The organism is Flavobacterium sp. Arc3 (assembly GCF_041431375.1).
In the GTDB taxonomy this organism is placed as follows: domain Bacteria; phylum Bacteroidota; class Bacteroidia; order Flavobacteriales; family Flavobacteriaceae; genus Flavobacterium.
In genome coordinates this window covers 54,323-76,455 of the sequence record NZ_JASMRI010000022.1, presented here as the reverse complement: position 1 = coordinate 76,455, position 22,133 = coordinate 54,323, and the positions used below count along the sequence as shown (strand labels likewise).

The following is a 22,133-nucleotide window of genomic DNA, read 5'->3' as shown; positions in this document are numbered from 1 at the left end:
ATAGGGTGGTCAGTTTACTCCGGAACTGGTGGTCAATTTGCACTGGAATTGGGTGGTCAATTTGACCGGTTTTTCCAGCTTATAAAGTGAGAAGCTATTTTGATATCTAAAAATGAAGTTGTTTTTTTAAAAAACTCTTTCTGAATTTAATGTGGTTTTATAGCTTATGGTTTGCCATGTATTCTAAATAATAGACAATTTCATCTATGTCTTTTGCAGTGACGTTTGCAGGAATTGGCATTTTTACTCCATTCCTAAAGGAAGCGGGATTCTTGATGAATTCTTTTAATTGTTTTTTGTCCCAATATTCGGTTACGCTTTTCGGGTAATTTAATTCCGGTCCCATATTTCCTCCAGTCTTATTAATGGAATGGCAAGTGACGCAATTTTTGTTGAATAATTCAAAGCCTAGCTGAGCCTTAGCGTCATCTTTGGGGAACAGTAAAGCGATATTTTGACTGTTAGCGACAAGGTGTATTTTTATAAGGTTGTAAGGCCATTTTAGATCGGTGTCTTTTGTGGACGCCCCTTGGTAAACTAAATAAAAAGGAGCCGCATTCATTTCGTGTCCGTCTTTAGTGATTTTTGACCATAATTGTCCTTTTGGTGCGTCTACATCGCTAACGGCAAGAAATGATTTTACCGAAAGAAATTGTTGCAAGGGCATCATCGGTTTGTATCCGTCTTCGCATTCAAAGACAATTTGATATTTATTAATGTCTATGTTTTTTATAGCAGTGTAGCTATTTAGTAAATCGAGAAAAGGAAGTGCATTGTAGTGTTTTGTGCTGTGGTAAACGGGGTCGTTAGCTACGGTTACTACTTGAGTTTTTTTTAATTTACCAAGCTTTTGCAAATCTATTAAATTGATACTTAGTGAATCTCGTGTTTGGTTTTGTGTATTGGTAAAAATATTTTTTTTGGCTATAGCACTTGGTTTTTCCTTTTGCTGGCAACTTGCAAATGAAATTAACAGTAGTACAAATAAATTAAGAGAGAGTGTACGCATTATTCTATTTTGAATGAAAGCCTTTAATTGACAAAATTTAAGAGAGATATGGATATTCAAAATTAGGCAATTATTTGCTATAATTTACGATGAAAGCCTTTTATGAGACTATTGAAGTAGTGTTATAAAAAAAAATCCATTTCGACTAGATCGAAATGGAATTTTAGAATATAAATTATATTTTTATCCGTGATATACTCTTGAAGCAACAATTTTGTCTTCTCTTATGTCTAATACTTCTGCAACAAGCATTTCATCTTCTCCATCTACTGTTCTTATGTATTCCATAAAAACGCGGTCGCCGTTTGCGGTAAGTGAAGTCACTTTGTAGTTTAAGGTAGGTAAACGCTCAAAAGCATCCTGCCACCATTCGCGTAATGCTTGTTTTCCTTTTACAATACCATTTGTTTCCGGTTTGTGGATTTTTAGTTTCGGACTATAGTGCGCGGCATCTTCATCGTATAAAGCTAAGAGTTTTTCTAATTCTTTATTGTTGAAAGTCTCAAACCATTTAAATGCAATTGATTGTAATTTTTCTGGCGTCATGGTGTAGGCTTTGTATATTTAATTAAAAAAATCCCATTCGTTTGTCACGAACGGGATTTTCTATGTAATAATTTCAATGAAGTATTATACGTTTTTCAAGTTGATGATTTCTTGATCAGTAAGCAATCTCCAGTTTCCTCTTGGTAGGTTTTTCTTAGTCAAACCTGCAAACGATACTCTGTCAATTCTTAAAACATCATAACTAAAATGTTCAAAAATAGAACGAACTACTTTTACATTTGATGATCTTAATTTCAATCCTATTTCGCTTTTAGCTTCTCCTTCAATATAACTTATGTCTTCTACAAAAACACGGTGTCCATCAAGAGTTAACCCTTTGTTGATTTTTTCTAAATCTTCAAATTTCAGGTTTTTGTCTAAAGATACGTGGTAAATTTTAGATGATTTTTGGCTTGGTAAAGTGAATTTACGCAACATGTCTGTATCGTTTGTAAACAATAAAAGACCAGTTGTGTTTTTATCCATTCTTCCTACAGCTCCAATTTTTGCAGTTGTAGAACCTTTTACTAATTCTAAAACATTACGAAATTCCTGACCTTCATCAAGTGCTGTCGTAAAGTTTTTAGGCTTGTTTAATAAAATGTAAACTTTTTTCTCAGGAGTCAAAGTTGCTCCGTCAAAATTCACTACATCACCCGGTTTAACCATGTATCCCATTTCAACAACAGGGATTCCATTTACTTTTACGTTTCCGGATTGAATGTAAATATCAGCATCACGACGTGAGCAAGCACCAGAATTGGCGATATATTTATTCAAACGAATTTCGTCTTTAACTTTAGGTCTCTTAGGTGCCTGATTCGGTTTTTTTTCAACCTTGTCAGAAACTACTTCTGCAACTTTAGTGTTTATTTTTACTTTTTTTGGCCCTTGTGCCCTTTTTTGCATCGCAGGTTTTGGCTTATTAGAGCTAGGTCTAGAACTCGTTGGTCTAGCACCGCTTTTTTTATTATTGCCTTCCTTATTATTCATAATATTCCATAATTTGTGCAAAGATAGTATTTATATTATTGCTAATCGATATAAGGCAATTATAAAACGGTAACTATCTAATTAATAAGTTTTTATTTTGTTTTCTTGGAGCTGATTCCACTCCCGAAGCGTTGGGGCAGTATATCTTTTTATTCTGAACTTGTTTCAGAATCCGGAAACAAGTTCAGGATAAACAGGATGTTATTTCAATCAGGGTAAGAAAAATAGAAAAATCAGGTTTTAAAGCGGTGATTTTCGCTTATATAAGCAGTAATAGTTTCTTTCCACTCCATAATACGGAGGGGTTAATCAACACGATGCAAAAGACACCAGAGACAATCAAGAATTTAAGTACGTTGTGAAGTAATAGGTACTGTTCCTTTTTAGTGGACTTCCACAAGTAAAGGACAAAGAAAATCAAGACAATGAAGCTGAAGTAAAAATAAATATCCATGTAACCCACATCATAAATTTCGATCAGCATATAAACAGGTAAGATGGTTAGCACTATTAGGGCTGTTATTATTTTTTTAGAAAGTATTTCGCCATAGACAATGGGAATCGTTTTGTAATCATTAGCCAAGTCCCCTTTTATATTTTCTAAATCTTTGATCATTTCACGTATGAGAATCAATAGCGAAAGAAAACTAGCGTGGGCAAAAATAACAGCGAAATGTCCTTTGTAATTTTCGAATTCTTCAAAAGTAAGATCGTTATAGTAATGCAACAATATTGCAAAAAACGGAATAACAGCTAGTAAAGCAGCAGTTAGATTTCCTATTACGGGGTATCTTTTTACTTTATGCGAGTAAAACCAAATCAAGAAGATGTACGCTGAAAAGAATAAAAAAGCACGCCATGATATAAATAGAGCCATTATGGCTACAATGAAATTCAGCGAAAAGTACACGGTAAGTTTTGTTTTCTGGCTAACCAGTCGGTCAAGCATAGACTTATTAGGACGGTTAATCAAATCTTTTCGGCTGTCATAAAAGTTATTAATGATGTAGCCTGAAGCAATTGTTAACGAGGAAGCAAAGACAAGAATGAATAAGTTGAAATCGAGTAGTACAGCGAGTGCTCTTTTTTCAGGAGCTAGGATAAAAATGGCTGAAAGGTATTGCGCCAAAATAATAATAGGAATATTATACCCTCTTACCACCGAGAATAAACTTACGATCTTCATTATTAAAAGCTTCTGCTTTCTGCCTAACATGGTATTTTTTTAAAAGATTAAAGCTTAAAATCACGAGGGATTTTAAGCTTTAAATAGATTTTTTATTGCCAATTAAAACTGGTACACTACTTCTAGTTTATAGTCTTTCAAGGAAACTTTAGCGCGTTCTAAATCTTCGGTAAAACCTAAGATGTAACCACCTCCGCCAGAACCACATAATTTTAGGTAGTAATCATTAGTATCAATTCCTTTTTGCCAAATAGCATGGAATTGTTCTGGAATCATAGGCTTGAAATTATTCAAAACTACGCTTGATAATTTTTTAGTATTCATAAACAATGCTTTCATGTCTCCGCCAAGGAAATTTTCTACACAAGCATCAGTATATTTTACAAACTGATTTTTTAGCATGGTACGGAAGCCTTTGTCTTTTAGGTTTTCCATGAAGATACTCACCATAGGGGCCGTTTCTCCAACAATTCCTGAATCTAACAAAAATACAGCGCCTTTTCCATCCAAAATTTGATTTGGAATGCCAGTGGCTTCAATATTATCTTTAGAATTAATTAATATTGGTATACTTAAATAGCTGTTTAAAGGATCTAATCCTGAGCTTTTTCCGTGAAAAAAGCTTTCCATTTGAGAGAATATATTTTTTAATTGCAATAGTTTCTCGCGTGTCAAATTCTCAAGAACAGTAATTTTGTTTTGAGCATATTTGTCGTAGATAGCTGCTACTAGAGCACCACTACTTCCTACACCATATCCTTGTGGAATGCTAGAGTCAAAATACATTCCTGTTTCAATATCGCTTTTTAATTCAGCTAAATCAAAAGTTGCCAACTCCGGTTGCTCGTTTTGCATTGTTTCAAGATAATCAGCAAAACGCTTCAAACTTGCATTAGATGCAATCGCTTGGGGAGATGGATCTTCATCTCTTTTCAATGCGCCATTATAAAAGTTATAAGGAATCGAAAGCCCTTTCGAGTCACGAATAATTCCGTATTCTCCAAAGAGTAATATTTTTGAGTAAAATAAAGGTCCTTTCATATTTTCGTGAATTATCAATTTGGGGTTGGTAATTATATTGGTATTATTTTTTATAATTCTACTTGATCTCCTCGATTCTCTTCCAGAATCTTAAACTCAATTTCTTCTTGTTGTTCAGGAGACAATTCGTTCCAAACCGTTTTTTTATGCAATTCGAAAATGTTTTTTATGGCTTCAACAATAGAACTATCATTGGTTTCTATCAATAATTTAATTATTTCTAATTTTTCTACTGGAATATCCATAAATTCAATGCTTTGAATATAAAGGTAAGCAAAAAAATGGAATTAATTAGATACAGCTCCATTTCCAATTTCGTCACAAATGTACTGCCCATTTTGGCAAAAGCCAACTAATTCGTCCTGAATAAATTGCAAAACTTTTTCGCTAACGTTTTCGGGATACAATACATGGACATTTGCTCCGGCATCGAGTGTAAAACACACTGGGATTTTAGTGTCATTTCTGAATTTCCAAATCGCATTAATGATTTGCAAAGTGTTTGGTTTCATTAAAATAAAATACGGCATTGATGTCATCATCATCGCATGTAAAGTCAAGGCTTCGCTTTCGACTACTTTAATAAATTCTTCCAAATTCCCGCTTTCAAAAATCGCAATTAGTTTGTCTAGGTTTTCGTGCGCTTGGGCAAATCGTCTTTCAGCATAGGGATGATCGTGCATCAAATCATGACCTACAGTGCTCGAAACTTGTTTTTCGCCTTTGTCAACTAGTAGAATAGTATCTTGGTAATTCTTGAAATTCTCGTGAATGGGATTTGGAAATTCGACTCCATATAAATCAGAGCTTCCTTTAATATTAGCTTGGTTTCCCCAAACCACTACTTGTCCTTTTACGCTTCGGCAAGCACTTCCTGACCCCAATCTTGCCAAAAAAGAAGCCTTTTGATAAAAGTATTCTTGCGACATTTCCGGATTCAACTCTTTTTCTAAACTCATAAAGTTCATCGCTAAAGCCGCCATTCCAGATGCTGATGAAGCGATTCCAGAGCTATGAGGAAAGGTGTTTTGAGTGTCTATAGTAAAATGATATTCTTTCAAAAAAGGCAAGTAGATTTCGATTCGCTCTAAGAATTTTGCAATTTTAGGCTTGAAATCTTCTTTTGGTTTGCCTTCAAAAAGTAAATCAAACGAAAAAGTATTATTTGCCGCATTGAGCGTAGTTGAAATGTCTTTTTTGGTGAAAGCTAGCGTAGTAACAGTTTTACAGTTGTTCAAGGTAAAACTCACCGATGGATTAGCTGGGATTTGATTGTCTTTTTTTCCCCAATATTTCACCAAAGCGATATTGCTGGGAGCACTCCAATGGAACGTACCACTTTCTATATTATGAGAATAAGCTTTAGGGATAAAATCGTTTGTTGTCAACATGAAATATAAAATTTACGCAAAGATACTTTTTTGGTTTATACGTTCCTTGTATTATTTTTTTGAAACGCATACATTGATGGATTTTAATTTTAAATATGCTGAAGTTTGACTATTTTTGGCGCAAATAGAAAACCAAAATGAATAAGCTTACCAAAATACTTACTGTTGTTGTTACCTGTCTTGCGATTGGTTATTTTTCTGGAAATTCGACTCGTTCTGCCATTTTAGACTGGTATCCAACATTGATAAAGCCAAGTTTTAACCCTCCAAATTGGATTTTTGCGCCAGTGTGGAGTATGTTGTATATTATGATGGGAATTGCTGCCGGACTGGTTTGGGATCGTATGGAATCAGATAAAGAAAATGTAAAGAAAGCATTAATTGTTTTTGCAATACAATTAGCACTAAATGCGCTGTGGTCGTATTTATTCTTTGGCTTGCACAACCCTATGTTAGCAGGACTGGAAATTATTGTTCTTTGGTTGATGATTTATGAAACCTACCTTCAGTTTTCTAAAATTAATAAAATCGCTGGTTATTTATTTATACCGTATTTGGCTTGGGTAAGTTTTGCTGCTGTATTAAATGGAAGTATTTGGTGGTTGAATAAGTAATAATCACTTTGTATAAAGAGATGGAAAAGCAAATTATTTTTTTGAAGTAGCGAGCTTTTTAAACTCCGTGTTTTTGGCGAATAAAAAATCCATCGTGCTCAGCGTATTGTTGTTTGCAGCAACTATTTTTGATTTAGGATCTGCTTCGCAGTACTGAAGGAATAGTTCAATTTCATCAGCTTGTAGCTTTAAATTTTCACGATAGAATTTTTGGGCGAAGTCTTTTTTTGCCAGTGTGGAAAATTCAATTTCAGGAAGTGCTTTTTTGACTTCCTCTTTTTCTTTTATAAATAGACCTAAAACCATACCGCCAATTCGCTTCAGATCCATTCCGTTTTCAATTGTTCCCATATTAACACCAATAACTTTTGGAGTGGTTGCATTTTTTTCTATTGCATATTGGTCAATCTTTTTTTGTTCCCATGTGTCATCCATACTTAGTTTAATAGATGGCATATTTGTAATGACCACTTCGTTTAATTCCTCGGCTTTTAGAATTAATTCAACGACTAATTCGTCTTTGGTGAATAGTTTGGGGTTAAGTGTGATTTTTTTTACTTGATGTTCTTTAGATACAAATACTAGGATGTCATTCGTTTTTGCAATAATTGAAAAGTCTCCATTTGCATCAGAGACTGTAAGTATTTTTGTATTCGCATTGATGACTTCAACTTTAGGTATTGCATAATTATTAAATATGACTTTGCCTTTAATTGTTTGTGAAAAGCTAAAATGAGAAGTGAATAAAATTAGTGCACTGAGTAGTTTTACTTTCATAGGTTTCGAATCTAATAACTTGATAGTAAATTTATTAGATTCGTCTTAATGAAAGCTTAGTAAACATGTAAATTCTTGTTAATTATTTATCTTAAATATTGATACTAGCTACTACTCGCGAGAATAAATCCGGTTGTCCACGTATTCTGAAAATTAAAACATCTAGTAATTGCATCGATATTCACAATTTCTCCGGTAAAATAATTTTTTTTGGGTAGCTTGTTTTCTATGGTTTAAAGTTGATTTCCTTTTAATTTATTCCACCGGCAGTAACAAATTCTTCTTTAAAAGTACTTTTACCATTTATTTCAACAGTTCCATTTGTCAGCTGGTTTGATAGGTTGTACTATGGTAGTAAATGCAAGTGTTGGGTGGTTGAATAAGTACTAATCAGTTCGTTCAACGGGATGAAAAGGAATTTACTTTTTTGAAGCAGCGAACTTTTTAAACTCCGTAATTTTGGAGAATAAAAAATCCATTGTACTTAGCGTATTGTTGTTTGCTGCAACTATTTTTGATTTGGGGTCTGCTTCACAGAACTGAAGGAACAGCTCAATTTCATCAGCTTGTAGCTTTAAGGTTTTGAGATAGAATTTTTGGTCGTAACTGTTTTTTGCCAGTGTAGAAAATTCAATTTCAGGAACTGCTTTTTTGACTTCCTCTTTCTCTTTTTTAAGTAGACTTGCAACAAATCCTCCTATTCGCATTATATTCAGTCCTTTATTTATATTTAAATCATCAATCATTAGAGGCTTTAAAATTTTATCAGCTCTATCTGCCGCGATCTCATCTCTTTGTACTTGTTCCACTTCTGGGGCAGCTGATAAGGTAATTGCTGGGGTATTTGTGATAAGAACTTCGTTTAGTTCTTCTGCATTTAATGATAATTCAACGATTAGCGGCGTATTACTAATTGTTTCAGGAGTAAGTGTTATTTTTTTTAGCTCGTGTTCTTTAGATACAAATACTAGTATATCATTCGCTTTTGCAATAATTGAAAATTCTCCATTTGCATCAGAAACTGCAAGTGTTTTTGTACTAGAATTAACGACTTCGACTTTAGGAATTGCATAATTATTAAAGACTACTTTACCTTTAATTGTTTGTGAGAAACTAAATTGAGAAGTGAATAGAATTAGTGCACTGAGTAGTTTTACTTTCATAGGTTTCGAATCTAATAACTTGATAGTAAATTTATTAGATTCGTCTTAATGAAAGCTTAGTAAATATGTAAAATCTTGTTAATTATTGCGAGATTCGTTTTGTTAAATAGGTTTTTTACGGGAATAACTTTTAAAAGCAATCAGTTACTACGCTACAATTATAACCATGTAATGCAACATGACTTAAGACTTCGTCTTTTTCGCTTGAATCACAACAAATATATTTTAGATTTGGGTTATTTTCTATGGAATAGCTTCTGAAATTACTTTCGTTTTTTATAATTAAAGATTCTAATTTGTTTACTGAACAAGATAGGTATTCAATTTTTTTTGAATTTCTCAAATCTAAGTTAATCATTTTATTGTTGGTTAAATCAAGATTAAAAAGCTCAACCAAATCTGAAGTGTCAAGTGATGTCAAATTATTGCCCCAACAACCTAAATTTTTCAAGTTTTTACAATTTTTGAGTGTTAATGCGGTTATTTGGTTTCTATTACATTCTAAACCAAATAACTTAATACAATTGGTAGCATTTATTGTCTTTAAATTATTTTCAGTGCAATTTAGAGAGATGAGATTTTCCAGGTTTTGTACATCTAAATTTGTTAACTTATTATTAGAAATATATAAATACTCTAATTTTTTTAGTTGCAGTAATGATATTTCTGTTAGTGAATTGTAAGCACCTTCCAAACGAGCAATATTATTGGCGCCTGTAATATTCAGCGAAGAGATTTGGTTATGTTGAAAATAAATAATTCGTAAACGACTTAATCCTTTAAGATTTAAAGCTGTTAATAGATTGTTGTTGCAGTGTATTTGTTCTAAGTTTGGCGAGTTAGACAGGTCTAATGTTTTTAGTTCATTATCGTCACAACGAATTATAATAAGATTTTTAAATGCCGAAATTCCTTCCAATGATGTAATTCCTGATTTGCGAAGGTCTAAATAGCCCACTTTTTCTGCTTCACAAACTTGGATTTCACCGTCATTATTTTCGTCTATTTTAATGCTTTCATTTATTAAGCTTCCAACAATTAAATTAGAAGATGTAGAAGCTAATAGCTTTGCTTTGAAAACTGGATCTGGTATGTTTAAAATTTGGCCTTCAATACATTTTTGGTCGTCATCTACTTTGTCGTCATCGCAGGTACAAGCAGTTATAAATAGAAAAAGAATAAAAAAACTAAAAGGAACAAATAATTTTTTAAGTGTAATTCTATTTTTCATTTTCACGATATATTTATAAATGAATCAAATTTTATTGTTTGCTAACTCAAAAATATATCTTTTTCGCATAGGAATCACTAGTTTTTTTAAAATAAGTGATTCCTATGTAAGGTATTAAATGGAAGATGAAAACTAAATGCTATTCGCCAGAATAAACCCACTTGTCCACGCATTCTGGAAATTAAATCCGCCCGTAATGGCGTCAATATTCACTATTTCTCCTGCGAAATAAAGATTTTTGTGTAGTTTGCTTTCCATGGTTTTGAAGTTGATTTCCTTCAAATCAATTCCACCGGCTGTAACAAATTCTTCTTTAAAGGTGCTTTTTCCGTTTACTTGAAAAGTACCGTTCGTCAATTGATTCGATAGGTTTTGCAATTGCGCTTTCGATAAATCAGCCCATTTGGTTTCGGTTTCTATTCCTGAAGCCAGCACTAAGCTTTCCCACAAACGATTTGGGAAGTCAAAAGGTGATTTCTTAGATACCGCTTTTTTGGCGTGTTCTTGTTTTAGTTCTTTTAGTTTTTTCTCAGCATCACTAGCATCGACATCATTTAGCCAATTCACAAAAATGGTAAACTGATAGTTTTTGTCATGTAATATTCTTGCTCCCCAAGCCGAAAGTTTTAAAACAGCAGGACCGCTCATTCCCCAGTGCGTAATTAATAGAGGACCTGTCGATTCGAGTTTAGTGTCTTTTACTTTAACGGTAACTTGCGCCGCCACACCTGGTAATTCCTTGATTCTTGAATCTTTGATGTTAAAAGTAAATAGGGAAGGGACTGGGCTTACAATCGCATGACCGTAAGTTTGTAACATTTCCCATATTTTAGGGTTGCTTCCTGTTGCTAAAATTAATTTTTCGGCAAGATAGTTCTCGTTTTGGGTTTCTATTTTCCAGATATTTTCCTTCTTGAAGATAGATTGTACGCTTTGTCCTGTCAAGACTTCGATTCCTAATTTTTGTGTTGCTTGTAAAAAGCATTCGATAATAGTTTGTGACGAATTGGAAACGGGAAACATTCTTCCGTCATCTTCAATTTTGAGTTCGACACCATGTTTCTCAAACCATTCAATGGTGTCACCAGAACAAAATTGATGAAAAGGACCACGAAGTTCTTTCTCGCCACGCGGGTAATACTTCACTAGTTCGTTTGGTTCAAAACAAGCGTGGGTTACGTTGCAACGCCCTCCGCCAGAAATGCGGACTTTTTGCAGTACTTCGGCACCACGTTCTAATATGGCTACTTTTAGTTTTGGGTTTTTCTCCACAATGTTAATTGCGGTAAAAAAACCTGCTGCTCCACCACCTACTATTATTATATCAAAATTTTGGTTCATATTCTATCTGGAAAATCGCTTATGATTCCGTTTACGTTAAATGATTTTATTTTTTTTATTTCGTCTTGCTCGTTAACCGTCCAAGGGAAAACTTCGAATCCCTCTTCCTGTAGTTTAGCCGTGTTCTCGGCGGTTAACAAATGGAAATCAGGATGGATTGATTTTGCCTTAATAAATTTGGCGAAAGCCACAGCCAGATCTAAATCCGTTTCAGTTAGCACACCAATACGTATTTCTGAATTTAAAAGAGCAACTTGTTGTAATGCCTTCCAATCAAAACTTGAAACTACAAATTGGCTGTAATTCCAATGCTTTTCGGCAATGAATTTTTCGATTAAAGCAACCACTTTATGTGCAGTTTCATAACTTTTCAATTCGATATTAACATCACAGCGTTGATTAATGAAGTTTAATACTTCAGTTAATGTCGGGATGCGTTGATTTTTCTCAATCTGGAATTGTTTCAGTTCCTGCAACGTGAGTTGGTTTATCGTACCTTTTCCATTAGTTGTTCGGTCAATTGTCTCGTCATGAATGACCATTATTTCCCCATCTGCACTTAAATGTACATCTAGTTCAATGTCATCCACATGCAGGTCAATTGCTTTCTGGAAACCAATAAGGGTATTCTCCGGTTCATAACCTCTAGCGCCACGATGACCTATTTTTAACATTGGATTGATTTTTTACAAAGGTAACATAAATAAAAAAGCACGAACCGGAATCGATTCGTGCTTTTTGTATAACAATGTATTTTTATCTTTTTTCCAATAATACGATATCGAAATCAGTTTTTATTTTAATTCTACCTTTAGATACTTCAGCGGTTTTTCCAGAATAAGCATCTCTAACTCGGGTTCCATCTGCAAATACAGCTGACACTTCTAGCACTTTTTTACCGATAGGTAAATCTAACCCAATTAAGACCTGATCATTATAGGTTCCTTTAGAATACGTTCTTGAAAAAGTATAAGGCTGCGCTGAAATTTCTTTGTGTACACCAGCACCGATAGCAGGGTGGTTTTTGCGAAATTTCCCCAGTTTTCTCCAATGGGCTAGTGTCTTTTTAACTTCAGGATTGACTTTAATTTCATTCCAGTTCATAAATGAACGTAAGGTTGCATCACCTTGTGTTCCTTCAATGACTAAAGGACGGGCACTTTCATCACCGTAATACACTTGCGCAACTCCTGGAGAAAGTAATAGTTTTGTTCCCGCTTCAATAGTTTTGGTTCTTTTTGCGTCAAATGGACCACCATCATCATGAGACGATAAATAATTCAAAACACTATATCCTTTCAACTCGCCGTTTAGGATTTTGGAATATTTTGAGAATATAAATTCATAGTCTTTTTGAGCGTCATATTTAAACTCAAAATTGATCATGTTGTTAAAACCATTTTCGAAATAATTTACCTTTTTGTCTCCAAAATCAAAATTTTTCCCAGCACTGATATTATAATTGTATACTTCGGCAATGGTGTAAAAAGGATTATTGTCTAAGACTTTTGTTGGATTGTTTTTCTTCCAAGTGGCAAAGGCATAGTCGCTTTGTGTTTTGAAATCAGCCCAAACACTTTCTTCAGTGTGTTTTACTGTATCGGCACGGTATCCGTCGATTCCATATTCAGTAATATAATCCGTTAACCATTTGATGATATAATAACGAGGTGTCTTGGGGTAGCCAGTTCGTTTGAAGAACGCATCCAATTCTTTCATTTCCTGGTCGTAACGTCCTTCTTTTTTCCATTTTTCGATCAAAAAAGGAGGGAGGTCAACATTTTGTGTACTCTCTGTTCTAATGTCTGGAAGGTTAGCAACCAATGTACAGGCAGTAGTATTTTGATAATTTTTATAATCACAAACAGGACTGGTACGCACCCAGTAATTTGGCCATGCAACATCTATATCTGTAACGGGTCCAGTATGATTGATTACGCCGTCCAGAACAATTCTAATTCCGTGCGCATGTGCTTTTTTAACTAAGTTTGCCAAGTCTGCTTTTGTTCCAAAGTTAGGATCCAATGCCGTCCAATCTTTAGCCCAATAACCATGAAATCCATAACTTAAACCGCTTCCTTCATCTACAGCATCATGAATTTGTTCCACTATTGGTGTAAACCAAATAGCATTGATTCCTAATTTATCGAAATAACCTTCGTCAATTTTTTTTGTGATTCCCTTGATATCGCCTCCTTCAAAACCACGCAGTTTTCCAGCAGTTTTTGTCCGGTCAAAATTGAGATCGTTTGTTTTGTCTCCATTATTGAATCGATCTGTCATTAAGAAATAGACAGAAGCCGCTTCCCAAACAAAGGGCACTTTTTTTCTGGTTGTTTTTTCTGCGAGTGGTTGCGTTGTGGTACAGCTCACAAAGAAAGATAAGGTTAACAGTAGTACTACGCTTGAATATTTTTTCATTATTGTTGAACTGATTTTTGTGATGTGTTTGTTACATCAGTTTTGATGTGCTTTATTTTAATTCTAAAATTACAACTGACTTTGCTTCCAAACTAATTTCTGTAGAGATTTCGAAAGATAAATCTGTTAAAATATTTTTCGCGGTTGTAAAGTCTTTTATGTTTTCCTTAAAACGGGCTGTATTCATCGTTTGATTTTCGTTGCTATTGTTTATTATGATCATAACCGTTTTCTTGTCAGTATATCTAAAATAGACGTAGACATTGTTTTCAGGAATGTAATGCGTCATTTTTCCAAAATGTACTGCTTCATTTGTTTTTCTCCATTGGAACAATTTAGAAGTAAAGTCAAAATATTCATTTTGATCAACAGTTCGACCTTCTTTAGTGAAAGCATTGTTTTTATCGCCAGACCAGCCTCCGGGAAAATCTTGACGTATGTCAGCATCGCCTTTGTCTTTGTCGCCGCTCATTCCTATTTCGCTGCCATAGTACAATTGCGGTATCCCGCGGACAGTCGCTATTAAAGCCATGGTCATTTGGTATTTTCTAAAATCATTTTGATATACGTGATTAATTCGGCTGGTATCATGATTTTCGGCAAAAACCATGATGCTATTGATGTTGGGATATAAAAAATCATTAGCAAAATTGTCGTAGACTTTTACCATTCCATTGTCCCAAGTTCCGTCATCTTCATTGAAAACGGTACCAATGGCATCGTGTAACGTAAAGTCCATAACACTTGGTAAGTACGAATTGTAGTTTTGTATAGCGCCAATTTTACTGTCTTTTTGCCAATAGGCCATTTGAGCCTGATCGTGCATCCATATTTCTCCTACAATGTTGAAATTTGGGTATTCATCGGTGATGGATTTTGTCCACGATGCAATTCCGGCAGGGTCAGAATAGTTATACGTATCGACTCTGAAACCGTCTAGATCTGCATACTCAATCCACCAAATAGCATTTTGTTTGAGGTAGTTTAATACCAAAGGATTTGATTGGTTTAAATCAGGCATCGAGGGAACAAACCAACCGTCAAGACAAACCTTTGTGTCTATTTTTGAAGCGTTAATGTCGCTTATCGTAGAGCGTTTGTGATTTGTTTGTGTATAGTTTTCAAATTGATGAATCCAGTCGTGTGTGGGTAAATCCTTCATCATCCAATGTTCAATTCCCCAGTGATTAGTAACATAGTCCATTACTAGTTTCATGTCTTTTTTATGCATCTCAGATGATAAACGCACATAATCATCATTAGTTCCATAACGGGGGTCAATTTTATATACATCAGATTGTGCATAGTTATGATAGGAAAAGGCTTTGTCGTCATCCTCGCATAATGGCGTACTCCAGATTGCCGTCGCTCCAAGAGAAGAAATGTAATCTAAGTTTTTTATGATCCCTTGAATGTCTCCACCGTGTCTTCCACCAGGTAAATCACGATTGTATTTTTCTACAGTTGTACTATTGCTATCATTTTGTGGGTTGCCATTAGCAAAACGATCTGGCATTATAAGATATAGCATATCAGATGCGTCAAAGCTTTTGCGTTCTGCTGATTTTTCTCTTCTTTTCTTCAGCGCGTACTTGTGTGTAAAAGCAATTTGATTTTTATTTCTGAACGAAAAGATGATTTCGGTGGCACTTACATTTTTAGTATTAATGGTAACAAATAAATAATTCGGGTTTTCTGTTTTTTTTAGCTCAGTGATGGCAATAGAGTTAGAAGCTGTGACGTCATATTGCGCTATATTTTTACCGTAAAACATAATCTGTAATTCTGGATTGTGCATTCCGGCATACCAGAAAGGAGGTTCGACCCTGTCGATTTGTGCGTTTGTGGTAAGGGACATAAAAAAAAGGATTAAGGGAATGATTTTTATAAAAGAGGAGTTTCCCATTGAAATCGAGGTAAATTTATTCATATTTATGCACATAATGATTACTATTAAATTTTTTAAAGCAATTAAACTAGAGAATAGTGCCACTTGAAATGTGTGGGTTATTGTCGCTGTATTGCTATATAGTTTTAAAGTACAACTTAAACTAATTGAACAATCCCAATGAATATTGGGATTGTTTGTTAGCCACAGAGGACTTGTAATTAAATGAAAGAGTTGTCTACAAGTTCTTTACAATTAATTTTGAGGTACAGCAATCGGACTATTTGGCGATACCGTAATCTTTTTTTCGTTCACTAAAATGGCTAAATCTTTAGTTCCATCTACTGAAAATGTAGTTTCAACATGAGTGATTGCCACTGTTATAATTTGATTTCTAAAATTGATTTTAAAGGAATATCCTTCCCATTCTTTTGGAATTTTTGGAGAAAAACTAAGAGTGTCGTTTTTGACTCTCATTCCGCCAAAACCTTCAACAATACTCATCCAAGTTCCAGCCATAGAGGTGATATGACAGCCTTCTTCAACCTCTTTGTTATAATCATCTAGATCTAAACGTGATGTTCGTAAGTAAAAAGTATAAGCCATGTCCATCTTGTCTAATGAAGCCGCTTGTATAGAATGCACACATGGAGAAAGTGAACTTTCATGAACGGTAAAGGATTCATAAAATTCGAAGTTGCGTTTCAATTCTTCTTTAGAGAAATGTTCCTCAAAGAAGTAAAAGCACTGCAATACATCAGCTTGTTTGATATAAGGAGAACGTAATACTCTGTCCCAAGACCATTTTTGGTTAATTGGTCGTTGTGCCGGATCCAAATCTTTTACTGGAACTAAATCTTTGTCTAAAAAGCCATCTTGTTGCAAGTATACACCTAGTTCTTTAGAAACCGGAAAATACATGTTGTCAGCTACTTTTTTCCATTCTTTCAATTCAGATTCAGCCAGTTTTGTTTTCTCAATAATTCGTTTGTGATCTGACGGGAATTCTAATGAAACTTTCTGAAGTTGTTCATACGTATAATCAATACACCATTTTGCAATATAGTTTGTGTAGAAATTATTGTTTATGTTGTTTTCATATTCATTGGGTCCAGTAACTCCTAAGATTACATATTGATTTTTGTCTTTAGAGAAATTAGCTCTTTGGTGCCAGAAACGTGCAATGGCAATTAGAACTTCTAATCCTTTTTCAGGAATATAAGAGTAATCACCAGTAAAACGGTGGTAGTTAAAAATAGCAAAAGCGATCGCGCCATTTCTATGAATTTCTTCATGCGTGATTTCCCATTCGTTATGGCACTCTTCACCATTCATAGTTACCATAGGGTAGAGAGCAGCTCCGTCTTTAAAACCTAGATTGTTTTGCGCATTTTCAATTGCTTTGTCCAATTGGTTGTAGCGGTACGTCAAAAGATTCCGTGCAACTTGCTGATCTTTTGTTGCCATATAAAACGGAATGCAATAGGCTTCGGTATCCCAATAAGTTGATCCTCCATATTTTTCGCCAGTGAATCCTTTTGGACCAATATTCAATCGGCTGTCCTTACCTAAATACGTTTGGTTTAATTGAAAAATATTGAAACGAATTCCTTGTTGTGCTTTTACGTCCCCTTCAATAGTGATGTCAGACATCTCCCAAATTTTTGCCCAAGCAGCAATTTGGTCTTCCAATAATTGATTATATCCTTTTGCTAATGCCGCTTGAATTGCTTTCTCAGCTGCAGATTGTGTATTGCTGTGGTTTAAAGAAACAGTGTATCCACCTATTTTTTGAATAGATGAGGTTTTTCCTTTTGCTACAATTACTGCATAAATACTCTGGATCTTATCAGTCGTGGTATTAAAATTTGTAGGTGAAAGGTTTAAGTTCTTACCGTTTTCTAAAATGCTATTTTGCATAAAAGTAGTCACTTTAAAATGCGTTTTAAACGTTTGTGCAGTTACAAATGCTTCGTTACCGGTGTGTTTTACTTCAAGCGGTTCCCAGAATTTTTCATCCCAGTTCGCGTCTTCGTTAGTAACACCCGCATCAATATAGGGTTTGTACACGATTTTTGCATCCTTATTTAAAGGAGTGATTTCGTAATTGACAATACCCACTTCGTCTAAATCTAAAGCAAGAAAACGCACCACATTCACAGCGATTTCAGTTCCGTTTTTTAATTTTGCTTCAAAAGAACGGCTGTACCAACCTTCTTTCATATTCAATTCACGACGGAAGTTTTTTATTTCGGTGCAGGTATTGAGGTCGAAAGTTTCATCGTTTATTTCGATTTCAATTCCAATCCAGTTTGGCGCATTTAATACTTTGGCAAAATATTCTGGATAGCCATTTTTCCACCATCCGACTTTGGTTTTATCTGGATAATAAATTCCCGCAATATAACTTCCTTGGAAAGTTTCACCTGTATAATTTTCTTCAAAATTGGCACGTTGTCCCATCGCACCATTACCAATGCTAAAAAGGCTTTCAGAAGATTTTACGCTTTCTGCATCAAATCCTTCTTCAATGATGGACCAATTGTCTGGTTTTATATAATCTTGGTTCATTCTTTTCTTTTGTTTAAAGTTTAAAAAGTATAAGGTTTAGAAGTTTACAGTTGTTGAAAATAGACGACAGTTTCTATTACCTCTTGTTTCTCTTTATTTAATCTGTTTATTAATTAATTAATCCTTCAATGAAACTCCTATCTATATGGTTGAAATCCTTAAATATGTATTTTGCTTCATATAAAACAGATTCTTCCCCGATTCCAATGCTTGTCATTTTTCCAATATTTGCTGCTTGAACTCCTGCTACAGAGTCTTCAAAAACAATAGAGTTCTCAGGACTTGTACCTAATAGTTTGGCCGCAATCAAGAACACTTCTGGATCTGGTTTAGCATTAGTAACATCATTTCCATCCACTATAGCATCAAAATAATGTCTTATTCCAGTTTTTTCCAAAATAGGTCTAGCATTTTTGCTGGCTGATCCCAAAGCAATTGGTTGGTTTTTTTCTTTTAAGTAGTGTAACATTGATAAAACACCTGGTAATAATTCACTTTGATCCATATCGATTAAATAGGATAAGTATTCTTCATTTTTCTCAATTAGCCATCTGTTTTTGTCTTCTTGCGAAGCTTCCACGTTTCCTAATCCTAAAATAATATCTAGAGAGCGTACTCGACTTACGCCTTTTAATAGCTCGTTGTTTTCTAATGTGAAATCAATTTGTAATTCATTTGCAATTTTTTGCCACGCTAAGAAATGATATCTGGCGGTGTCAACAATTACTCCGTCAAGGTCGAAGATGAATGCTTTCTTATTCATTTATTATAATTTTTGATTCGTCATTAATGGTCAGAGAAATAATTCCGGCAAGAATCATCGAGACTCCACCAATTAAAAGAGCATAAATAGGTTCGCTGTTAAAAAATTTAGAAACTAAAAATCCTAAAATAGATGCAGCCACTAATTGTGGGATTACGATAAAGAAGTTAAAAACTCCCATGTAATAGCCCATTTTGTTAGAAGGTAATGAACCGGATAACATTGCGTAGGGTATAGACAGAATACTTGCCCATGCAATTCCAACACCGATCATTGGAAGCCATTCCATCATAAAAACAGTTGGTTCCTGAATGAAGTATATGGATATAAGACCCAGTCCACCGCAGACTAATGCAACAAAATGCGTGAATTTAGTACTGGTATATTTGGCTAATACCGGTAGTAGAAAAGCGGCAATTGCAGCAATTAAATTGTAATTAGCAAACATTTCACCTACTTGATTTGCACCAGTATTATACGCTTCAGATGTAGTATCTGTCGTTCCGTAAATATGTTGTGTAACGGCAAGAGTCGTGTAAATCCACATGGAGAAAAGTGCAAACCAAGAAAAGAATTGAACCCATGCCAGTTGTTTCATGATTTTTGGCATAAACTGAAAATCATTCATGATGGTCACAAATCCATTGTCTGTTGTATTGTTTTTTTGCATCATGCCAGAAACTAACATTGCCAATCCTCCTAAACCTATAAGTCCTAGTGATAGAACGTACAAGTCTTTCTTTAAATCGTATTCATAAATCAATGCTGAAAATAATGCGCTCACCACTAGGAATAAAATTCCTTTAGTTAAATGGGATTGTCCGTTAGTTACAAACCACTCAGCAGAATGTTCTTCTTTTATGAATGTGGTTTCTTTGTGTTTTTCAAAAGCTTCTAGTTCTTCAGGAGAATATTCTTTAGAAGTGATAACAGTCCATAGAACAGTTGCAATAAATACGACTCCACCAAAGTAGAAGGAATATTTAACTGAATCAGGAATGATACCAAGAGGAGCAGTGTTTTGAACTCCGAAATAGGTAAAGATTAATGGCAGTTTTGATGCGAAGTAGGCTCCAATTCCAATAAAAAAACTTTGCATGGCAAATCCCATGGTTCGTTGTTTTTCTGGAAGATTGTCTCCAACGAAAGCACGAAATGGTTCCATCGAAACATTGATAGATGCGTCCATAATCCAGAGCATTCCAGCTGCAAACCATAAAACAGGAGAGTTGGGCATTATAAATAATGCTGCCGAAGCTAAAATTGCACCTGCTAAAAAGTAAGGTTTTCTTCGTCCTAATTTTGTCCAGGTCCTGTCTGAAAAATAGCCAATTATGGGTTGGATAATTAATCCGGTCATAGGAGCGGCCACCCATAAAATAGGGATGTCATCAATACTGGCACCTAAAGTCTGAAATATTCTACTAACGTTTGAATTTTGCAAGGCAAAACCCATTTGAATTCCCAGAAATCCGAAACTCATGTTCCAAATTTGCCAGAAACTTAATTTACGCTTTTCCATTATCGTAATTTATATATTAACGATAAGCGTTGTGCTTATCAAAACTAAACTTATTTTTCGAAGTAAAAGTAAAAGTATTGACGAGGTAAATATAAAAATTAATTTCAATCTTTTATTTTTTAGATGCGAATTAAAACTAACTTTTTTTACTACAAGGTTGTAGTAATGAATAAAATAGAAAATAGTATCGATGTTCGAGAAAGGAAGTGGGAGATTAACAGTTAGAAGTGTGAAGTTAGATGTGGAGATACGAGGTTTAAGGTGAGATCCTGGAGGTTAATTGAAAGGTTAAAAGATTTTTATTTTAGCGGTACACTATACTTCTAACCTCTCATTTCTAATTTCTAACCATTATAGGTAGATTCCCTTTCAATAAGATGGGTTTCAATAACTTCAGTTTTATAATTTTCTTCTTCTAGATGTTCATTCTCTGACTCTAATCTGTCTATAAGCATTTTTGCAGCTTTATTTCCCATTTTTTTACCGCTTTGGCTCACGGTGGTAATAGTAGGAGTAGAGTATTTAGAAATAATTCCATCGGTGAATGCGATTACAGCTAGGTCTTTAGGAACGTTTAAGCCCATTTTATTTGCGGCTTTTATACAAGTGACAGCAAAAAGTTCGTTAACGGCAAAAATAGCATCTATTGCTTTTTCTTCCAGTAATTTACCAATGATGATTTCGCAAGTATCAACGTCTTCAATTTTAATGATTAGGTCCTCATTAAAAGGAAGCCCATTGTCTAATAAAGCTTTTGTATATCCATCAGTTCTTAGTTTACCTACACTTACATAGTCAACTGTAGTAACTAAGGCTATTTTTTTTCGGTCTTTGTCTATAAGGCTTTGAACGGCTTCATACGCTGCAAGCTTATCGTCAATAATCACCTTGTCGCACAGGATTTCATTAGAAACTCTATCAAACATAACCACGGGCATACCCTGATCGATAACTTCTGTGATATGGTGATAATCACCTTTAAATTGGGTTTCTTTTGATAATGACATAATGAATCCATCAATGCTTCCATTAGCCAGCATTTCCATATTAAGGACTTCTTTATCAAAGGAATCGTCAGATAGGGTTATAATTACACTGTAGCCGTTTTCATTAGCCACTTGTTCTATTCCATTGATGACCGTGGAGAAAAAATAATGGACAATCTCTGGTATAATAATTCCTATGGTTTTTGTTTTTCGGTTCTTTAAACTTAGGGCAATATTGTTGGGTCTGTAGTTGTAAAATTTGGCAAAAGCCTGCACTTTTAGTCGGGTGTCTTCTCCTATTTCTAAGCTGTTTCTTAATGATTTTGAAACTGTAGAGATTGAAACGTCAAGTTCTTTAGCAATTTGTTTAAGCGTTACTTTTCTTTTCATATAGTTAGACTTTGTTTTTTAGTGATTATATGTGGTATCGCTTTTTTATTTTTTGATGCTTGCTTGCGTCAAATTTTTTGTTACTGGCGATTACATAATTGTAATATTGATAAAAATTATTTTCGTAATAAAGATAGAATTTGTTTTGATTAATGACAATTTAACCCCTAAAAATTTACATAAATGAGAAAGTTTTCAACACTATCACGTTTTCGTAAACTAATATAATAGAGTCCGTGTTGAGGCTGTTAAAATTTATATAAATTTAGCATTCGAAGTAAAATTAAATGTTAAAAACAC

19 protein-coding genes and 1 pseudogene are annotated in these 22,133 nt (G+C 34.3%); 1 reads left to right on the top strand and 19 read right to left on the bottom strand.

Annotation, left to right across the window (positions count from 1 at the left end; genetic code table 11):
* Positions 1–157: 157 nt before the first annotated feature.
* From QO200_RS15170 to QO200_RS15140, 7 genes are all read right to left on the bottom strand, one after another.
* On the bottom strand, positions 158–1,009 hold the full coding sequence (locus QO200_RS15170; protein WP_371541593.1) for a cytochrome c family protein: 852 nt from the start codon (positions 1,007–1,009) through the stop codon (positions 158–160).
* A 183-nt stretch (positions 1,010–1,192) separates the two neighbouring features.
* A complete protein-coding gene (locus QO200_RS15165) occupies positions 1,193–1,555 on the bottom strand; it encodes a nuclear transport factor 2 family protein (protein WP_371541590.1) in 363 nt (120 codons plus the stop codon).
* An 84-nt stretch (positions 1,556–1,639) separates the two neighbouring features.
* On the bottom strand, positions 1,640–2,548 hold the full coding sequence (locus QO200_RS15160) for a pseudouridine synthase (protein ID WP_371541588.1): 909 nt from the start codon (positions 2,546–2,548) through the stop codon (positions 1,640–1,642).
* Positions 2,549–2,807: 259 nt separating this feature from the next.
* Positions 2,808–3,764 carry a geranylgeranylglycerol-phosphate geranylgeranyltransferase gene (locus QO200_RS15155; protein ID WP_371541586.1) on the bottom strand — a complete coding sequence of 319 codons (957 nt, stop codon included), beginning with the start codon at positions 3,762–3,764 and terminating at the stop codon, positions 2,808–2,810.
* Positions 3,765–3,836: 72 nt separating this feature from the next.
* Positions 3,837–4,775 (bottom strand): mevalonate kinase, encoded by a 939-nt coding sequence (locus QO200_RS15150; RefSeq protein WP_371541583.1) that lies wholly within the window; start codon positions 4,773–4,775, stop codon positions 3,837–3,839.
* Between the two features lie 50 nt (positions 4,776–4,825).
* Positions 4,826–5,020, bottom strand: a complete 195-nt coding sequence (locus QO200_RS15145; protein ID WP_371541581.1) for a hypothetical protein — start codon at positions 5,018–5,020, stop codon at positions 4,826–4,828.
* 42 nt (positions 5,021–5,062) lie between these two features.
* On the bottom strand, positions 5,063–6,166 hold the full coding sequence (locus tag QO200_RS15140) for a diphosphomevalonate/mevalonate 3,5-bisphosphate decarboxylase family protein (protein WP_371541578.1): 1,104 nt from the start codon (positions 6,164–6,166) through the stop codon (positions 5,063–5,065).
* 137 nt (positions 6,167–6,303) lie between these two features.
* On the opposite strand from QO200_RS15140, the gene QO200_RS15135 reads away from it, so the two are divergent.
* On the top strand, positions 6,304–6,780 hold the full coding sequence (locus QO200_RS15135) for a TspO/MBR family protein (RefSeq protein ID WP_371541575.1): 477 nt from the start codon (positions 6,304–6,306) through the stop codon (positions 6,778–6,780).
* A gap of 33 nt (positions 6,781–6,813) precedes the next feature.
* Here the strand turns inward: QO200_RS15135 and QO200_RS15130 are convergent, their stop codons facing one another.
* The 12 genes and pseudogenes from QO200_RS15130 to QO200_RS15075 all read right to left on the bottom strand — a co-directional run bounded on the left by QO200_RS15130 (position 6,814) and on the right by QO200_RS15075 (position 21,833).
* Positions 6,814–7,557 carry a hypothetical protein gene (locus QO200_RS15130; RefSeq protein ID WP_371541573.1) on the bottom strand — a complete coding sequence of 248 codons (744 nt, stop codon included), beginning with the start codon at positions 7,555–7,557 and terminating at the stop codon, positions 6,814–6,816.
* A gap of 104 nt (positions 7,558–7,661) precedes the next feature.
* Positions 7,662–7,900 (bottom strand): annotated as a pseudogene (locus tag QO200_RS15125) (aminoacetone oxidase family FAD-binding enzyme); the annotation flags it as partial.
* A 76-nt stretch (positions 7,901–7,976) separates the two neighbouring features.
* Positions 7,977–8,720 carry a hypothetical protein gene (locus QO200_RS15120; protein ID WP_371541570.1) on the bottom strand — a complete coding sequence of 248 codons (744 nt, stop codon included), beginning with the start codon at positions 8,718–8,720 and terminating at the stop codon, positions 7,977–7,979.
* Between the two features lie 130 nt (positions 8,721–8,850).
* On the bottom strand, positions 8,851–9,951 hold the full coding sequence (locus QO200_RS15115; protein ID WP_371541569.1) for a leucine-rich repeat domain-containing protein: 1,101 nt from the start codon (positions 9,949–9,951) through the stop codon (positions 8,851–8,853).
* A 132-nt stretch (positions 9,952–10,083) separates the two neighbouring features.
* A complete protein-coding gene (locus tag QO200_RS15110; protein ID WP_371541566.1) occupies positions 10,084–11,292 on the bottom strand; it encodes an NAD(P)/FAD-dependent oxidoreductase in 1,209 nt (402 codons plus the stop codon).
* Positions 11,289–11,966 (bottom strand): glycerophosphodiester phosphodiesterase, encoded by a 678-nt coding sequence (locus tag QO200_RS15105; protein WP_371541564.1) that lies wholly within the window; start codon positions 11,964–11,966, stop codon positions 11,289–11,291. The genes QO200_RS15110 and QO200_RS15105 overlap by 4 nt, the downstream gene beginning before the upstream one ends.
* Before the next feature lie 82 nt (positions 11,967–12,048).
* A complete protein-coding gene (locus tag QO200_RS15100) occupies positions 12,049–13,713 on the bottom strand; it encodes an alpha-amylase family glycosyl hydrolase (protein WP_371541561.1) in 1,665 nt (554 codons plus the stop codon).
* Between the two features lie 52 nt (positions 13,714–13,765).
* Positions 13,766–15,643, bottom strand: coding sequence for a glycoside hydrolase family 13 protein (locus tag QO200_RS15095; RefSeq protein WP_371541558.1), 1,878 nt, complete (start codon positions 15,641–15,643; stop codon positions 13,766–13,768).
* Between the two features lie 213 nt (positions 15,644–15,856).
* Positions 15,857–18,172: a glycoside hydrolase family 65 protein gene (locus tag QO200_RS15090; protein ID WP_371541555.1), complete on the bottom strand. Its 2,316-nt coding sequence runs from the start codon at positions 18,170–18,172 to the stop codon at positions 15,857–15,859.
* Positions 18,173–18,281: 109 nt separating this feature from the next.
* Positions 18,282–18,935, bottom strand: coding sequence for a beta-phosphoglucomutase (pgmB, locus tag QO200_RS15085; protein ID WP_371541552.1), 654 nt, complete (start codon positions 18,933–18,935; stop codon positions 18,282–18,284).
* Positions 18,928–20,457: an MFS transporter gene (locus tag QO200_RS15080; RefSeq protein ID WP_371541549.1), complete on the bottom strand. Its 1,530-nt coding sequence runs from the start codon at positions 20,455–20,457 to the stop codon at positions 18,928–18,930. The genes pgmB and QO200_RS15080 overlap by 8 nt, the downstream gene beginning before the upstream one ends.
* 344 nt (positions 20,458–20,801) lie before the next feature.
* Positions 20,802–21,833 carry a LacI family DNA-binding transcriptional regulator gene (locus QO200_RS15075; RefSeq protein ID WP_371541547.1) on the bottom strand — a complete coding sequence of 344 codons (1,032 nt, stop codon included), beginning with the start codon at positions 21,831–21,833 and terminating at the stop codon, positions 20,802–20,804.
* Positions 21,834–22,133: the final 300 nt, after the last annotated feature.

Bases quoted from the DNA above. Each gene is read 5' to 3' on its own strand.
- QO200_RS15170 (WP_371541593.1), bottom strand. From the start codon at position 1,009: ATGCGTACACTCTCTCTTAATTTATTTGTACTACTGTTAATTTCATTT.
- QO200_RS15165 (WP_371541590.1), bottom strand. From the start codon at position 1,555: ATGACGCCAGAAAAATTACAATCAATTGCATTTAAATGGTTTGAGACT.
- QO200_RS15160 (WP_371541588.1), bottom strand. From the start codon at position 2,548: ATGAATAATAAGGAAGGCAATAATAAAAAAAGCGGTGCTAGACCAACG.
- QO200_RS15155 (WP_371541586.1), bottom strand. From the start codon at position 3,764: ATGTTAGGCAGAAAGCAGAAGCTTTTAATAATGAAGATCGTAAGTTTA.
- QO200_RS15150 (WP_371541583.1), bottom strand. From the start codon at position 4,775: ATGAAAGGACCTTTATTTTACTCAAAAATATTACTCTTTGGAGAATAC.
- QO200_RS15145 (WP_371541581.1), bottom strand. From the start codon at position 5,020: ATGGATATTCCAGTAGAAAAATTAGAAATAATTAAATTATTGATAGAA.
- QO200_RS15140 (WP_371541578.1), bottom strand. From the start codon at position 6,166: ATGTTGACAACAAACGATTTTATCCCTAAAGCTTATTCTCATAATATA.
- QO200_RS15135 (WP_371541575.1), top strand. From the start codon at position 6,304: ATGAATAAGCTTACCAAAATACTTACTGTTGTTGTTACCTGTCTTGCG.
- QO200_RS15130 (WP_371541573.1), bottom strand. From the start codon at position 7,557: ATGAAAGTAAAACTACTCAGTGCACTAATTTTATTCACTTCTCATTTT.
- QO200_RS15120 (WP_371541570.1), bottom strand. From the start codon at position 8,720: ATGAAAGTAAAACTACTCAGTGCACTAATTCTATTCACTTCTCAATTT.
- QO200_RS15115 (WP_371541569.1), bottom strand. From the start codon at position 9,951: ATGAAAAATAGAATTACACTTAAAAAATTATTTGTTCCTTTTAGTTTT.
- QO200_RS15110 (WP_371541566.1), bottom strand. From the start codon at position 11,292: ATGAACCAAAATTTTGATATAATAATAGTAGGTGGTGGAGCAGCAGGT.
- QO200_RS15105 (WP_371541564.1), bottom strand. From the start codon at position 11,966: ATGTTAAAAATAGGTCATCGTGGCGCTAGAGGTTATGAACCGGAGAAT.
- QO200_RS15100 (WP_371541561.1), bottom strand. From the start codon at position 13,713: ATGAAAAAATATTCAAGCGTAGTACTACTGTTAACCTTATCTTTCTTT.
- QO200_RS15095 (WP_371541558.1), bottom strand. From the start codon at position 15,643: ATGAATAAATTTACCTCGATTTCAATGGGAAACTCCTCTTTTATAAAA.
- QO200_RS15090 (WP_371541555.1), bottom strand. From the start codon at position 18,172: ATGAACCAAGATTATATAAAACCAGACAATTGGTCCATCATTGAAGAA.
- pgmB (WP_371541552.1), bottom strand. From the start codon at position 18,935: ATGAATAAGAAAGCATTCATCTTCGACCTTGACGGAGTAATTGTTGAC.
- QO200_RS15080 (WP_371541549.1), bottom strand. From the start codon at position 20,457: ATGGAAAAGCGTAAATTAAGTTTCTGGCAAATTTGGAACATGAGTTTC.
- QO200_RS15075 (WP_371541547.1), bottom strand. From the start codon at position 21,833: ATGAAAAGAAAAGTAACGCTTAAACAAATTGCTAAAGAACTTGACGTT.